This is a genomic window from Streptomyces sp. NPDC048734, assembly GCF_043198675.1.
Lineage (GTDB): Bacteria > Actinomycetota > Actinomycetes > Streptomycetales > Streptomycetaceae > Streptomyces.
Genome location: NZ_JBICUZ010000005.1, coordinates 329281 through 343021, shown reverse-complemented (window position 1 = coordinate 343021; position 13741 = coordinate 329281). Strand labels below are relative to the sequence as shown.

9 protein-coding genes and 3 pseudogenes are annotated in these 13741 nt (G+C 73.3%); 8 read left to right on the top strand and 4 right to left on the bottom strand.

What is annotated here, in order from left to right; genetic code table 11:
- Nucleotides 1-336: 336 nt before the first annotated feature.
- Nucleotides 337-662: pseudogene (locus ACGFQC_RS16440) on the bottom strand (RidA family protein).
- A 249-nt stretch (nucleotides 663-911) separates the two neighbouring features.
- On the opposite strand from ACGFQC_RS16440, the gene pcaC reads away from it, so the two are divergent.
- The 5 genes from pcaC to ACGFQC_RS16415 all read left to right on the top strand — a co-directional run bounded on the left by pcaC (nucleotide 912) and on the right by ACGFQC_RS16415 (nucleotide 5400).
- Nucleotides 912-2213: a 4-carboxymuconolactone decarboxylase gene (pcaC, locus tag ACGFQC_RS16435; RefSeq protein WP_363088667.1), complete on the top strand. Its 1302-nt coding sequence runs from the start codon at nucleotides 912-914 to the stop codon at nucleotides 2211-2213.
- Between the two features lie 94 nt (nucleotides 2214-2307).
- On the top strand, nucleotides 2308-2943 hold the full coding sequence (locus tag ACGFQC_RS16430; RefSeq protein ID WP_363088857.1) for an MBL fold metallo-hydrolase: 636 nt from the start codon (nucleotides 2308-2310) through the stop codon (nucleotides 2941-2943).
- A 39-nt stretch (nucleotides 2944-2982) separates the two neighbouring features.
- Nucleotides 2983-3762, top strand: coding sequence for an exodeoxyribonuclease III (locus ACGFQC_RS16425; protein WP_363088668.1), 780 nt, complete (start codon nucleotides 2983-2985; stop codon nucleotides 3760-3762).
- 315 nt (nucleotides 3763-4077) lie between these two features.
- Nucleotides 4078-4500 carry a DUF6278 family protein gene (locus ACGFQC_RS16420; RefSeq protein WP_363088669.1) on the top strand — a complete coding sequence of 141 codons (423 nt, stop codon included), beginning with the start codon at nucleotides 4078-4080 and terminating at the stop codon, nucleotides 4498-4500.
- A gap of 156 nt (nucleotides 4501-4656) precedes the next feature.
- Nucleotides 4657-5400 carry an amino acid ABC transporter ATP-binding protein gene (locus tag ACGFQC_RS16415; protein ID WP_363088670.1) on the top strand — a complete coding sequence of 248 codons (744 nt, stop codon included), beginning with the start codon at nucleotides 4657-4659 and terminating at the stop codon, nucleotides 5398-5400.
- Between the two features lie 274 nt (nucleotides 5401-5674).
- On the opposite strand, the pseudogene ACGFQC_RS16410 reads toward ACGFQC_RS16415, so the two are convergent.
- Nucleotides 5675-5866: pseudogene (locus ACGFQC_RS16410) on the bottom strand (acyl esterase); the annotation flags it as partial.
- 11 nt (nucleotides 5867-5877) lie between these two features.
- Complete coding sequence (locus tag ACGFQC_RS16405) at nucleotides 5878-6639, bottom strand: hypothetical protein (RefSeq protein ID WP_363088671.1); 762 nt, start codon at nucleotides 6637-6639, stop codon at nucleotides 5878-5880.
- 143 nt (nucleotides 6640-6782) lie between these two features.
- Here ACGFQC_RS16405 and ggt point away from each other — a divergent pair, with 143 nt between their 5' ends.
- Nucleotides 6783-8630: a gamma-glutamyltransferase gene (gene ggt, locus ACGFQC_RS16400; RefSeq protein ID WP_363088672.1), complete on the top strand. Its 1848-nt coding sequence runs from the start codon at nucleotides 6783-6785 to the stop codon at nucleotides 8628-8630.
- A gap of 49 nt (nucleotides 8631-8679) precedes the next feature.
- On the opposite strand, the gene ACGFQC_RS16395 is transcribed toward ggt, so the two are convergent.
- Nucleotides 8680-11226, bottom strand: a complete 2547-nt coding sequence (locus ACGFQC_RS16395; protein WP_363088673.1) for an ATP-dependent Clp protease ATP-binding subunit — start codon at nucleotides 11224-11226, stop codon at nucleotides 8680-8682.
- Between the two features lie 404 nt (nucleotides 11227-11630).
- Here ACGFQC_RS16395 and ACGFQC_RS16390 point away from each other — a divergent pair, with 404 nt between their 5' ends.
- Together ACGFQC_RS16390 and ACGFQC_RS16385 are read left to right on the top strand one after the other, a co-directional pair.
- Nucleotides 11631-11948, top strand: a complete 318-nt coding sequence (locus ACGFQC_RS16390) for a helix-turn-helix transcriptional regulator (protein WP_363088674.1) — start codon at nucleotides 11631-11633, stop codon at nucleotides 11946-11948.
- Nucleotides 11949-12153: 205 nt separating this feature from the next.
- Nucleotides 12154-13643, top strand: a pseudogene (locus tag ACGFQC_RS16385) (hypothetical protein).
- The last annotated feature ends 98 nt before the right edge of the window (nucleotides 13644-13741 follow it).

Here is a 13741-nt window from a genome sequence, read left to right as displayed (position 1 = left end):
CCGCCAAGTGCGCGGCCCGGCCGGTCGGCCCCCGTGCGCTCGCCGTCCGCCGGGGAGACGAACCGCCGTGGGCCGAACGGGGCGGGATCGCCGTCGAAGACCGTGTCCCGGGCGAACACGTGGGCTCCGCCGTCCCGGACAGTGTGGAGAGAGCCCACCAGGCGGTCGTCCTCCCGGGCGCAGACCGGACGAGGCTGTAACGCGCGGCCGTCCCCGTTCGGGACGTGGCGGCCGGAAATCCACCGGGCGGCTGATTCCTTTTCCGAGGAACCGTTCGCGGGCCATGGCCGGAACCCTGCTTTCCTCTTTCTTTGCTCTGCGGTGGACGGGGTCACCTCACGCGACGGCGGTGCCCTCGGGCTCGATCATCTGACCGGGGATCGCCAGGCGCGCCGCACCGAGCATGGTGGTGGTCGGCGCGACGCCCGCGGCGCCCAGACGGCCCGCCGGCACACCGTGGTGCTGGAAGAGCAGGTCGACGTCGGTCGTGCAGACGTTCAGCCGGACGAGGTTCCAGAGGCACATGCCCGCCTCGACGAGCACCGCCTCGATGTTGTCGATGCTCAGAGCCAGTTGTGCCGCCATGTCACCGTCGTGCTCGGGCTTGCCTTCCTTGCTCGTCGCCGTCTGGCCGAGATGTGCCGTCTGGCCGAGACGTACAGGGTGTGCGAGTGCCCGGAGACGACCTCGCCCTGGGCGAGGACGGTGGGACTCCCCGTCGTCCGGTGTCGACCGGGACACGGGCGCGGTGGCCGACGACGGGCAGGCTGCCGGCCCGGTTGTCGCACCGGGCGGGCGCCGGGTTGCGCTGCCCCGGCCGGCAGCGCCGGTCTGTCGTGGGGAGAGGGACGAGAGCCGTCGGACCGGGACCGGCCGTGTGGGATTTCGTGATACGTGAGAAGGTCTGGGGCGTGAGTGAGACACCACCGAACACCCTGCAATACCGCTTTGACGGGCCGGAAGAGGCCCCGGTCCTGATCCTGGGTCCCTCACTGGGCACCACATGGCACATGTGGGACCGGCAGGTTCCCGAACTGGCCCAGCAGTGGCGGATCTTCCGGTTCGACCTGCCCGGTCACGGCGGGGCGCCGGCCTATCCGGCGGGGTCGGTCGGCGACCTCGCCGAGCGGCTGCTCGCCACGCTCGACGCGCTCGGCGTGCAGCGCTTCGGCTACGCGGGTTGTGCGCTCGGCGGCGCGGTCGGTGTGGAGCTGGCGCTGCGTCGCCCCGAGCGGGTCGCCTCGCTCGCGCTGATCGCGGCCTCGCCGCGGTTCGGCACGGCGGACGAGTTCCGGCAGCGAGGGGTGATCGTGCGGACCAACGGTCTCGACCCCATCGCCCGCACCTCGCCCGACCGCTGGTTCACCAGCGGCTTCGCCGCCGCCCAGCCCGCGATCACCGAGTGGGCCGTACAGATGGTGCGCACCACCGACCCCGGCTGCTACATCGCGGCCTGCGAGGCGCTCGCCTCCTTCGACGTGCGGGCCGAACTCGGCATGGTCGGCGTGCCGACGCTGGTCCTCGTCGGCTCGGACGACCAGGTCACCGGCCCCGCCGAGGCCCGCACACTCGTCGCGGGCATCCCGGACGCCCGTCTCGCCGTCGTCCCCGGCGCCTCCCACCTGGTGCCGGTCGAACAGCCCGCCGCCGTCACGGACCTGCTGGTCCGGCACTTCTCCACCGCCTGGCAGCCGGCGTACGAGAACAGCACGGGCCAGACCGCCGTCCCCGGCGTCTCCCTCAGGCCGGTGCAGCCCGTGCCGCCGCAGGCCGCGCCGATCGCCGAGATCGCGCCCGCCCCCGTGGTCGTGCCCTCGCAGGCCATGGGCCGCCCCGACCCCTACGACGCCGGGCTGAAGGTGCGGCGAGAGGTACTCGGAGACGCCCACGTGGACCGGGCGCTGGCGCAGGCCGACGACTTCTCGGGTGACTTCCAGGAGCTGGTCACCCGTTACTCCTGGGGCGAGATCTGGGACCGCCCCGGCCTCGACCGGCGCTCGCGCTCCTGCGTCACCCTGACCGCACTGGTGGCCGGCGGGCACCTCGACGAGCTGGCTGCCCACACCCGTGCCGCCCTGCGCAACGGCCTCACCCCTGACGAGATCAAGGAGGTGCTGCTCCAGACGGCGGTCTACTGCGGCGTACCCGCCGCGAACAGCGCGTTCCGCGTGGCGCAGCAGGTCATCCGGGACGAGACGACGCCCACCGAGTGAGCCGGCCGCCCGACGGCGGCAGGATGGACCCATGACGCCCACCACCCCCGAGACGCCCAGGACTCCCGAGACCACCATGACGCCCCCGGCTCCCATGAAGCTCACGAAGAAGTCGCACGCCTGCGTCCGCCTGGAGAAGGACGGCCGCACCCTCGTCATCGACCCGGGCGGGTTCACCGAGGCGGACGCCGCGCTCGGCGCGGACGCGATCCTCGTCACGCACGAGCACCCCGACCACTTCAGCGAGGAGCGGCTGCGGGCGGCCCTGGAGGCCGACCCGGCCGCCGAGATCTGGACCCTCGAGTCGGTCGCGGAGAAGATCGCGAGCGCCTTCCCGGGACGCGTCCACACCGTCGGTCACGGGGACGCCTTCACCGCGGCGGGCTTCGACGTCCAGGTCCACGGCGAACTGCACGCCGTGATCCACCCGGACCTGCCGCGCGTCACCAACGTCGGCTTCCTGATCGACGGCGGCCGCGTCTTCCACCCCGGCGACGCGCTCACCGTCCCCGACCACCCGGTGGAGACCCTCCTCGCCCCGGTCATGGCCCCCTGGAACAAGATCGCCGAGGTGATCGAGTACGTCAGGGAGGTGAGGCCGCTGCGGGTCTACGACATCCACGACGCCCTCCTCACCGACCTCGCCCGCCCGATCTACGACACCCACCTGGGCAATCTCGGCGGCGCGGACCACCAGCGGCTGGCGTCGGGAGCGTCGGCGCGGATCTGAGCCACGGCGTTGTCGGACCCTGCGGGTAAGTTGTCGTTCATGCGTATCGCGACCTGGAACGTGAACTCGATCACCGCCCGCCTGCCGAGGCTCCTGGCCTGGCTGGAGAGCAGCGGCACCGACGTGCTCTGCCTCCAGGAGGCCAAGGTCGCCGAGGCGCAGTTCCCGTTCGACCAGCTGCGCGAGCTGGGCTACGAGGCGGCGGTCAACGCCACCGGGCGGTGGAACGGCGTGGCGGTGGTCTCCCGGGTCGGCCTCGAGGACGTGGTCAAGGGCCTGCCCGGCGATCCGGGGTACGAGGGCGCCGCCGAGCCCCGCGCGGTCTCCGCGACCTGCGGTCCGGTCCGCGTCTGGTCGGTCTACGTCCCCAACGGCCGGGAGGTGGACCACCCGCACTACGCCTACAAGCTCCAGTGGTTCGAGGCCCTCAGGGCCGCCGTCGCCGGCGACGCGGCAGGCAGCCGCCCCTTCGCCGTGCTGGGCGACTACAACGTGGCGCCGACCGACGACGACGTGTTCGACGTGGCCGCCTTCGAGGGCTCCACCCACGTCACCCCCGCCGAGCGCGCCGCCCTCGCCTCCCTGCGCGCGACGGGCCTCTCCGACGTCGTCCCGCGCCCCCTGAAGTACGACCACCCGTTCACCTACTGGGACTACCGCCAGCTCGGCTTCCCCAAGAACCGCGGCATGCGCATCGACCTGGTCTACGGCAACGCGCCCTTCGCCAAGGCCGTGAAGGACTCCTACGTCGACCGCGAGGAGCGCAAGGGCAAGGGCGCCTCGGACCACGCGCCGGTCGTCGTCGACCTCGACGTGTAGACCCGCGCGCGGGGCCGGTCGGCGAGCGGGAGGGGCGGGCCGGCCCGGGAGCCCCGTGCGACAGCCGGCGCACGTACCGACCCCGTCCTGACGTGGCGACTCCCTCCGCCCGTACCGCCCCCCCCGTAACGCCTCCCCCCCCCCGTGCGTCAGGGCGTCGCGACGGTCGTGAAAGTGCCGCGAGCCGGTCGCTCCACCGCGTGGGCGGGGGAGGGGGCCCGCCCACGCGCGGCCCACGCGCGGCCCACGCGCGGCCCTCCGCGGCCGTCCGCGCGCCTGTGGTGCGCACGCCGGTGCGAATGTCACGCTGGGCGTATGTACATCCCTTTCCTGGGCAGCAGGCGCAAGAAGCACGCCGAGGCGACGCTGACGGCCTCGGACCCCGAAGGGGTCGCCGAACTCCTCTCCGAGTGCGAGCTGCTGCGCACCCTGGCGGAGCGGGAGGGCATCCGGCTCGACGACACCCCGGCCTCGTTGGAGGCGCTCGACCAGCTGCTGCCGCGCTGGCGCGACGACGAGGAGGTCCTGCCCTGGCTGGGCAACGACGCGGGCCTCTACCTCGGCACGGTCATCGTGCGCACCGTCCCCGGCGCCGCCTGGGAGGTCTGGCCCGGCGGCCAGCCCGTCGTACGGCTCGCGTCGGGCCGGGAGTTCGACGTGGTGACCGCCGGACAGGAATGGGCCGTGAACGGCGTCCCGGAGCTGTCCCAGCACTACGGCGAGGTGGCGGAGGTCTGAGGCGCGAGGCGTGGGCGTGCGGCGGGGTGCGGGCGGAGGTCTGCGGCGGGGCTTAAATACGGCTAATGCCCGAAAGGTGCGTGTCGTGTCTGTAGGTCCGTTTTGTCTGGATAGTTTGCGGCAGCACGGGACAGCCGAGAGTGAGTAGGGCTGCGCATGGCCGTCGATCCGTTGATCGAGCTGCGTGACGTCAACAAGTACTTCGGGGAGCTGCATGTCCTCCAGGACATCGACCTCACGGTCGGCAAGGGGGAGGTGGTCGTGGTCATCGGCCCGTCGGGGTCGGGCAAGTCGACGCTCTGCCGGGCGATCAACCGGCTGGAGCCCATCCAGTCCGGCACGATCCTGCTGGACGGCAGACCGTTGCCGACGGAGGGGAGGGAACTGGCGCGGTTGCGTGCCGACGTCGGCATGGTCTTCCAGTCGTTCAACCTGTTCGCGCACAAGACCGTGCTGCAGAACGTGACATTGGGCCAGATCAAGGTCCGCAAGGCCGACAAGGCGAAGGCCGAGGAGAAAGCCCGTGTCCTGCTCGACCGGGTCGGTGTGGCCGATCAGGCCGACAAGTACCCCGCACAGCTCTCCGGTGGCCAGCAGCAGCGGGTGGCGATCGCCCGGGCCCTCGCCATGGAGCCCAAGGCGCTGCTGTTCGACGAGCCGACCTCCGCCCTGGACCCGGAGATGATCAACGAGGTGCTGGAGGTCATGCGGCAGCTCGCCCGGGACGGCATGACGATGGTCGTCGTCACCCACGAGATGGGCTTCGCGCGATCGGCCGCGAACCGGGTGGTGTTCATGGCCGACGGCCGCATCGTCGAGGACCGCAGCCCGGAGGAGTTCTTCACCGATCCGCGCAGCGACCGGGCCAAGGACTTCCTCTCCAAGATCCTCAAGCACTAGGGTCTTTCGTTTGGATCGGGCCGGATCGGGGAGCGGGGTCCGGTGCCGTGCCTCGCAGGGCGGAGGAGGGAGTCGGGCCGGAGCCCTGGCGACCGACGGCAACGCGGCGAGGGGCGGTGCCAGGGCCCGCGACCCCGGCATGATCCAAACGGCAGGCCCCAGGACCGTGCACGCCCGCCACGACCCCCCGGCGGCCCTCGTCTAGGATGGGTCGTTCGTCCGGGCCGTAGGGGCAGCACTCAAGGAGCCATACCCGCCCGGCGCCGGCCGGAGATCACTGTTCGCACAGCGGAATCGACACGTACGACGGGTCGTTCGCCGGCGAGGAGAAGGTCAGCCGCGCGCCGGACGGGTTGTGCTCGTCGGGGAGCGGGTCGACCGCGTCGGCGTCCCACCGCCGGCCGGTGCCCCGCCTGGACGTCGTACGCCGTGGACGACGGCTCCGGTCCGCGCCGAACGGCTTGCCGGCGGCGGGGCTCAGGACGCGCGGTGCGAGGTGCGGGAGGAGGCGGGCTGCGCGGGCAGCGGCGTCTGGGCCGCCCGCGTCACGTCGGCGACCAGTTCCACCACGTCGGGGCCGTACGCCTGGGAGTTGACGACCTTCAGCAGCAGCACGAAGGAGTTGTTCCCGTGCTTGCGGTGCAGGCGCTCGTGGTGGCGGGCCAGGTAGCGGGTCGCGGCCTGGTTGGTGATGGCGCGCTGGCCGCAGAAGAGGAACACCGGCCGCGCGTCACGGCGTTGGGCGGCGGTGAGCCTGGCCAGCAGTACGTACTCGGTGACGCCGGCCTCCATGCGGTGGCGTTCGGTGCCGATCTGGAACGCGCCCCGGTCCGGGCCCGGTTCGGCGTCGACGTTGACCCGCACGCCGGGCAGCATGGCCGACATGTGCGCCAGCATGCGCCGGTTGGAGGCGGGGCCGCCGACGCAGAACTCGGTGCGCTCCCCGAAGCCCTGCTGGGCCGTGTCCTGCGTGACCACCTGGACGTTGGCGCCGCAGTCCTTGACCAGCGCGGACAGCTCCAGGAGCGCGAAGACGTCGAAGCGGTGGACCGCCGGCTCCGAGCTGGCCGGGTCGCGGTTGACGACGAGCAGGCACTCCGAGTTGTCCGGCAGCCCGAAGAAGGCCTGTTTGCGCCGCAGTTTCCGCCGCCAGAGGTAGGTGCGGGCCACCCAGCCGAGCGCGGCACTGATGCCGGCCGCGACCACGCCCAGAACGATGTTGCGCACGTCGTCATTCATGGGCGCGCATAGTAGTGGGGTCCCATGGCCGGAACGTACCCGTGTTCGATGTGTGGCAGTCGTACGACACGGCCCGGAAGAGGGCTGTCGGGGCACCGGTGTTGTGGTTACGCTGCGCGGACGTTCCCGGACTGGAGGTACGGATGCGTCGCTCTGTCGCGCGGAAACTGTCGGCCGCGCGGAAACTGTCGGTCCTGGCGGTTTCGGCCGCCGTGGTCTCGGTGGGGGCGGCGGCGCCACCCGCCGCCGGAAAGCCCGCCGCCGGAAAGCCGGCCGCCGAGAAGGCACCGGTCGAGAAGGTACCCGTCGCCGTGGGCTACGGCGGCGCCGTGGCCAGTGTCGACACGGACGCCTCCGCGGCCGGCATCGAGGTGCTGCGCAAGGGCGGCAACGCGGTCGACGCGGCCGTCGCCACCGCCGCCGCCCTCGGCGTCACCGAGCCCTACTCCGCCGGTATCGGCGGAGGCGGTTACTTCGTCTACTACGACGCCAAGTCCCGTACGGTGCGCACCATCGACGGCCGCGAGACCGCGCCGCTCACCGCCGACGCGAACCTGTTTCTCGAGAACGGCAAACCCCTCGCCTTCGCCGACGCCGTCAGCAGCGGCCTCGCCGTCGGCACCCCGGGCACGCCCGCCACCTGGGCGACGGCCCTCGACCGGTGGGGCAGCAGGAAACTCGGCACACTGCTGAAGCCCGCCGAGCGCCTGGCCCGCGACGGCTTCACCGTCGACGCCACCTTCCGCAGCCAGACCGCCGCCAACGAGACCCGCTTCCGCCACTTCCCCGACACCGCCGAGCTGTTCCTGCCCGGCGGGCAACTCCCGGTCGTCGGCTCCACCTTCAAGAACCCCGATCTCGCCCGCACCTACGCCGAGCTGGGGCGCAAGGGGGCCGGCGCCCTCTACCGGGGCGACATCGCCGAGGACATCGTCGACACCGTCAACAAGCCGCCCGTGGACCCGGCCTCGGGCTGGAACGCCCGGCCCGGCGAGCTGTCCGCGAAGGACCTCGCCGCCTACCGCGCCAAGCTCCAGGCGCCCAGTCGAACCACCTACCGCGGCCTCGGCGTGTACTCCATCGCACCCTCCTCCTCCGGCGGCACGACCGTCGGGGAGGCGCTCAACATCCTGGAGCGCACCGACCTGTCCGCGGCGAGCCAGGACCGGTACCTGCACCGGTTCATCGAGGCCAGCCGCATCGCCTTCGCCGACCGCGGGCGCTGGGTGGGCGACCCCGCCTTCGAGGACGTACCGACCGCGGAACTGCTGTCGCAGCGGTACGCCGACTCGCGAGAGTGCCTGATCAAGGACGACGCGGTGCTGACCAGCCCTCTCGCGCCGGGTGACCCGCGCCACCCGGCGGGCTGCGCCGGCGTCGGCACGGCGGCGCCGACGACGTACGAGGGCGAGAACACCACCCACCTGACGGTCGCCGACAAGTGGGGGAACGTCGTCTCCTACACGCTCACCATCGAGCAGACCGGCGGCAGCGGCATCACCGTCCCCGGCCGCGGTTTCCTCCTCAACAACGAGCTGACGGACTTCTCCTTCGCCCCGGCCAACCCGGCCGTGCACGACCCGAACCTGCCCGGTCCGGGCAAGCGGCCGCGCTCGTCGATCTCGCCGACCATCGTCCTCGACCGGCACCACCGGCCGGTGGTGGCCCTCGGTTCGCCCGGCGGCGCGACCATCATCACCACCGTGCTCCAGACCCTCACCGGGTTCCTCGACCGCGGGCTCCCGCTCGTGGACGCCATCGCGGCACCCCGCGCCAGCCAGCGCAACGCCGCCCAGACGGAACTCGAACCCGGCCTCTACGGCAGCGACCTCGCCGGCCGGCTGCAGGCCATCGGGCACTCGTTCAGGCTCAACCCGGAGATCGGCGCCACGACCGGCGTGCAGCGGCTGCCGAACGGCAAGTGGCTGGCGGCGGCCGAGACCGTGCGGCGGGGCGGCGGCTCGGCGCAGGTGGTGCTGCCGGCGCCGTAGGACGCCGACGGCACCGCGCCGCACGCCGGCCCTCTCGAGGCCGGCGGCCTCACCGGTCGGGAGCGGGCGGCTCGTCGAGGGCCGTACGGAACGCGAGCCGCCCGTCCTCGACGTCGACCGTCACGGAGGCGCCCTCCCGGACCCGCCCGTCGAGCAGCAGCCGCGACAACCGGTTGTCGACCTCGCGCTGGATGGTGCGGCGCAGCGGGCGGGCGCCGTACTCGGGCTGGTGCCCGCGCTCGGCGAGCCAGTCGACGGCGGCGTCGGAGAACCGCACGGTGATGCCCTGCGAGTGCGCCAGCCGGCGGGTCCCCTCCAGCAACAGGTCGGTGATCCGCCGCAGTTGGTCGGTGCTGAGCTGTCGGAAGACGACTATCTCGTCGATGCGGTTGAGGAACTCCGGCCGGAAGTGCTCGCGCAGCGGGCGCATGACCTGCTCCCGGCGCGTCTCCTCGTCGGCCTCCGCACCGCCGGCCCCGAAACCGATGCCGGCGCCGCGCCGCGTGATCACCTCCGAACCCAGGTTGCTGGTCATCACGATCACCGTGTTGGTGAAGTCGACCGTACGGCCCTGGGCGTCGGTCAGCCGCCCGTCGTCGAGGACCTGGAGCAGGATGTTGAAGACGTCCGGATGGGCCTTCTCCACCTCGTCGAGCAGCAGCAGCGCGTACGGGTGCCGGCGCACCGCCTCGGTCAGCTGGCCCGCCTCCTCGTGGCCGACGTAACCGGGCGGGGCGCCCACCAGACGGCTCACGGTGTGCCGCTCCTGGTACTCGCTCATGTCCAGGCGGATCATCCGCTCCTCGCTGCCGAACAGCGCCTCGGCGAGCGCGCGGGCCAGTTCGGTCTTGCCGACGCCGGTCGGGCCGAGGAACAGGAAACTGCCGATGGGCCGGTCCGGGCTCGACAGCCCGGCACGCGAGCGCAGCACCGCGTCCGACACGACCCGTACGGCCTCCTCCTGGCCGATGACCCGCTCGTGCAGATGCTGCTCCAGACCGAGCAGCCGGTCCTTCTCCTCCTGGGTGAGGCTGGCGACGGGGATGCCGGTCTGCCGGGAGACGACCTCGGCGACGGCCTCGGTGGTGACCTCCAGGTGCTGGCCCTCGTCGACCTCGCCGCCCCCGGCCGCGTCCGCCATCCGCTGCTTCAACTCGACGATGCGGTCCCGCAGCCGGGTGGCCTGCTCGTACTGCTCGTCGGCCGCCGCCTGATCCTTGTCACGGGTGAGCTGTTCGACCTCGCGCTCCATGGCGCGCACGTCCGTGCCCTTCCTGCGGGCCCCGAGGCGCACCCGGGCGCCCGCCTGGTCGATGAGGTCGATGGCCTTGTCGGGCAGCCGCCGGTCGGTGAGGTAGCGGTCGGACAGCTCCACGGCCGCCACCAGCGCCTCGTCGGTGTAGCGGACCTGGTGATGGGCCTCGTACCGGTCGCGCAGACCACGCAGGATCTCGATCGCGTCCGCGACCGACGGCTCCGGCACCAGGATCGGCTGGAAACGGCGGGCCAGCGCCGCGTCCTTCTCGATCCGCCGGTACTCCTCCAGCGTCGTCGCGCCCACGATGTGCAGCTCGCCGCGGGCCAGGGCCGGCTTGAGGATGTTGCCCGCGTCCATCGAGCCGGACTCGCCGCCACCGCCCGCACCCACGACCGTGTGCAACTCGTCGATGAACACGATGAGCTGGTCGGAGTGCTCGCGGATCTCGTTCACGATGGCGTTGAGGCGCTCCTCGAAGTCGCCCCGGTAACGGGTGCCGGCCACCACGCCGGTCAGGTCCAGGGCGACGACCCGGCGGTCGGCCAGCACGTCCGGCACGTCACCGTCCGCGATGCGCTGGGCGAGCCCCTCCACGATGGCGGTCTTGCCGACCCCCGCGTCGCCGATCAGCACGGGGTTGTTCTTGCCGCGCCGGGAGAGCACCTCGATCGTCTGCTCGATCTCGTCGTCCCGGCCGATCACGGGGTCTATACGGCCCTGGCTCGCCAGGTCGGTGAGATCCCGGCCGTACTTGTCCAGGGTGGGCGTGGACGTGGGCCGCTGCCGTTCCTGGCGGGACTGCGCGGGCATGGCGTCCGAGGACTCGGACGGGACGGCGGACGGCGCGAAGCGGGCCGCGTTGAGGATGTGCCCGGCCGCGGAGTCCGGGTTCGCGGCGAGCGCGCTCAGCACGTGCTCGGGGCCGATGTAGCCGGCACCGCGCGAGCGCGCCAGGTCGTGGGCGTCCAGCAGGGCCCGCTTGGCGGCCGGCGTCAGCGACAGCGAGGTGGGCGGCGGCACCTCGCCCGGCGGGTGCTGCACGGGGCCCGAGCGCTCGTCGATCTCCGTCGCGAGGGAGTCGGGGTCCGCCCCGGCGCGGCTGAGCAGACTGCGCGTCGGCTCCGCCGTGAGGGCGGCGCGCAACAGGTGCTCGGTGTCCAGATCGCGGCTGCCGTGCTCGGCGGCGTACTGGGCCGCGCCGCGGACCAGTTCCCTGGCCGGCTGGCTGAGGAGCTGGCCGATGTTGATCTGGCGGGGACCGGGGCGGGGCCCGCCGAAGAAGCGGGCCAGGAATTCACCGAAGGGATCCCCCTCCGGGCCGATGTAGCCGCTGGTCATGGCGTTCCGTTTCCATCGACTGCGTTGCCGGTGCCGACGAGTTTTCTGTCCGTGCCGGGCTACACCACGATGACACGTTCCCTTTGGGGCGGCATGTCCGGCATCGTCCTTCGCCCGGTCCGAGGGTCCCGGTCCGAGGACCCCCTGGGGCGGGGTCGGGGCGGCTCGGGGACGGCTTCGGAGTGGCGCGAGACGGCTTCGGGGCGGCTTCGGGGTGGGGGGCGGGTCCGGTTGCCGTTCGGCCGGGACGCGCGGCCCCGTCTCCGTGATCGCCGCCGCGTGTTCCGGGTGGGCGGCCCGGGAGCCGTCACCGGTGCGCAGGGGCCGGCCGTCGGGGGTGGCGGGGGCCTCGTGCGTCCGGCGCCCCACCCCTCCCATCGCGATACCGGTATTAGAATGGCCGCATGGTACGCACCCCGCTGACCCCCGAAGAGCGCGAACGAGGCGAGCGACTCGGCGCACTGCTCCGAGAGGCCCGGGGCGGTCGCAGCATGGCCGTGATCGCCGCGGGCGCCGGCATCTCCGCCGAGACGCTCCGCAAGATCGAGACCGGCCGGGCACCGACTCCGGCCTTCTTCACCGTCGCCGCCCTCGCCCGTGCGCTCGGCCTGTCCATGGACGAACTGGCGGCGCGGTGCGCGCTGGTGGCGGTCCCGCGGGTGGGCGCGGCCGATGCGGGGGACGCGGCGGACACGGTCGGCCGGGTCGGGCGGGTCGCCTGAGCGGTTGCCCGGTGTACGGGAAGCGCTGCGTCAGCCGTCGACTGTCGACGGCTGACGGCTGACAGTCGGCTGACGGTCGGCCGTCACCGGTCGGCGGCGCGGCGGGAGATCGCCGCGTCTTCTCCGAAAACTCCCCGTAGCCGCGCTGTAACACGCATGGTGTTCCCTACGGACCGGAGTGTTCCGGTCGGGCGGGAGCTGAGCGATGACTTTGGATCAACTCCCAGGGCAACTGAGGGAGTTCGCGAACCACCTGGCCGGACTGCTGGCGCGCCTGGACCAGGGCTCCGGCTGGTGCGCGGTCTTCTGGCAGCGCGACCCGGACGGTATGCGTGCCTGCCTCGACGGCCGTGAGGTGCCGCCCTGGGACGTCGTGGAGGCACTCCTCCAGGACCTCGCCGCGCGCTACGGCACCCCCGCCGCAGCCCGGGAGGCGGAACGGGCCCGGCCCCTGCACCTCGCAGCCCTCGCCGCTCAGGACGCCCGCCCCGGGGCCCGCGACGCCCTCCGGGACCGGCTCGACGTCATGCTCCGCGAACAGCGCCACGCCGCCGACCGGCAGGCCGAGCTGGGCCGCCTCCTCGCCGCCGCGACCACCCGCGAGGAGGCCGAGGCCGTCCGCCTCGACCTCGCCTGGGCCCACGACGACCACGAACGGGCCACCGCCCGCTGCGCCGAACTCCGCCGCCGTATGGCCGACGTCGACCGACGCGGTGGGGGCGGTGCCGGTGGTGGCGGTGGCGGCCGGGCCGAGGGCTCCCGGCTCCCGCACTCCCCGGCATCTCCGCACCCCGAGCCGGCCCCGGACGCTTTCGCCGCCCGCGGCCCGGAGGACGCCGGCGCCGACTCCCACGAGGCACCGCCCGTCCACGAGGCACCGTCCGTCCAGGAGCGGGGACGCGCCGAACCGGTCGCCCGCGAGCCCGCCCCGGACGACGCCGCCCCCGCCTCCGTCCCCCGACGGCGGGGGCGCCGCCGGGGCGGTGCGCGGTTCGCCGGGATGGCCGAGGAGGCGGCCGGCCCCGTCGCCGTACCCCCGCCGCCGGGGCACCGTCGCCGGCGCCCGCGCCGCGCACCCGCCGCACCCCGCGCGGTGCCCGGTTCGCCGGGGCCGCCGCGGAGGAACCGCAGCACCGGCCCGAGCCGTCGCCCGGGCCGGTGGACGCGACGGCCCGCAGGGAGACCGCCGAGGCGGTGGAACGGCTGATCCGGCTCCGCGCCGAGGTCCGCAGCGGCGAGGCGCACGTGCTGCTCGTCGAGCTGGCGTACTGGCCCGCCGCCCGCATCCCGCTGCTCGCCGAGGGCCTCCAGCGGTCCGGGCTCACCGCCGACTGGACGACCCTGCTGTGGGAGGCGGCCTCGCTGCCCGCCGACCGGCTCGTCGCCGCGGCGGACGCCCTGGTCGAGGCGGGCCGCACGGCCGACGGCGAGCAGATCCTGCGGCAGGGCGTCGCCCGTCCGGCCGGCGAGATCGGAGAGGCCGTCGCCGCCCTGGCGGCCGAGGGCCGCCGCCGCGAGGTGGACGCGCTGCTGGACGCCTACGTCCGCGTCCGCACCCCCGAGGAGGCGGCCCGCAGTGCCGCCCCCGACCCGCAGCTCCTGGTTCCGCTGCTGCTGGAGGCCGCCCGCGGCGTGTCGGACGAGCGGCACTGGGACCTGGTGCACGCCCTGCGGGTCGCCGGCTTCACGACCTGAGCAGCGGCCCCGCCGGTACGCCGTACGCCCCGTGAGTGACCCACTGGAGTGTGAAACGCGATCGACTCCGCGGGTTAACGACGATGGTCTTGGCAAGC

Coding starts and splice junctions, on each gene's coding strand:
- ACGFQC_RS16395 (WP_363088673.1), bottom strand. CDS start 11,226: ATGACCAGCGGCTACATCGGCCCGGAGGGGGATCCCTTCGGTGAATTC.
- ACGFQC_RS16430 (WP_363088857.1), top strand. CDS start 2,308: ATGAAGCTCACGAAGAAGTCGCACGCCTGCGTCCGCCTGGAGAAGGAC.
- ACGFQC_RS16425 (WP_363088668.1), top strand. CDS start 2,983: ATGCGTATCGCGACCTGGAACGTGAACTCGATCACCGCCCGCCTGCCG.
- ACGFQC_RS16415 (WP_363088670.1), top strand. CDS start 4,657: ATGGCCGTCGATCCGTTGATCGAGCTGCGTGACGTCAACAAGTACTTC.
- ACGFQC_RS16420 (WP_363088669.1), top strand. CDS start 4,078: ATGTACATCCCTTTCCTGGGCAGCAGGCGCAAGAAGCACGCCGAGGCG.
- ggt (WP_363088672.1), top strand. CDS start 6,783: ATGCGTCGCTCTGTCGCGCGGAAACTGTCGGCCGCGCGGAAACTGTCG.
- ACGFQC_RS16390 (WP_363088674.1), top strand. CDS start 11,631: ATGGTACGCACCCCGCTGACCCCCGAAGAGCGCGAACGAGGCGAGCGA.
- ACGFQC_RS16405 (WP_363088671.1), bottom strand. CDS start 6,639: ATGAATGACGACGTGCGCAACATCGTTCTGGGCGTGGTCGCGGCCGGC.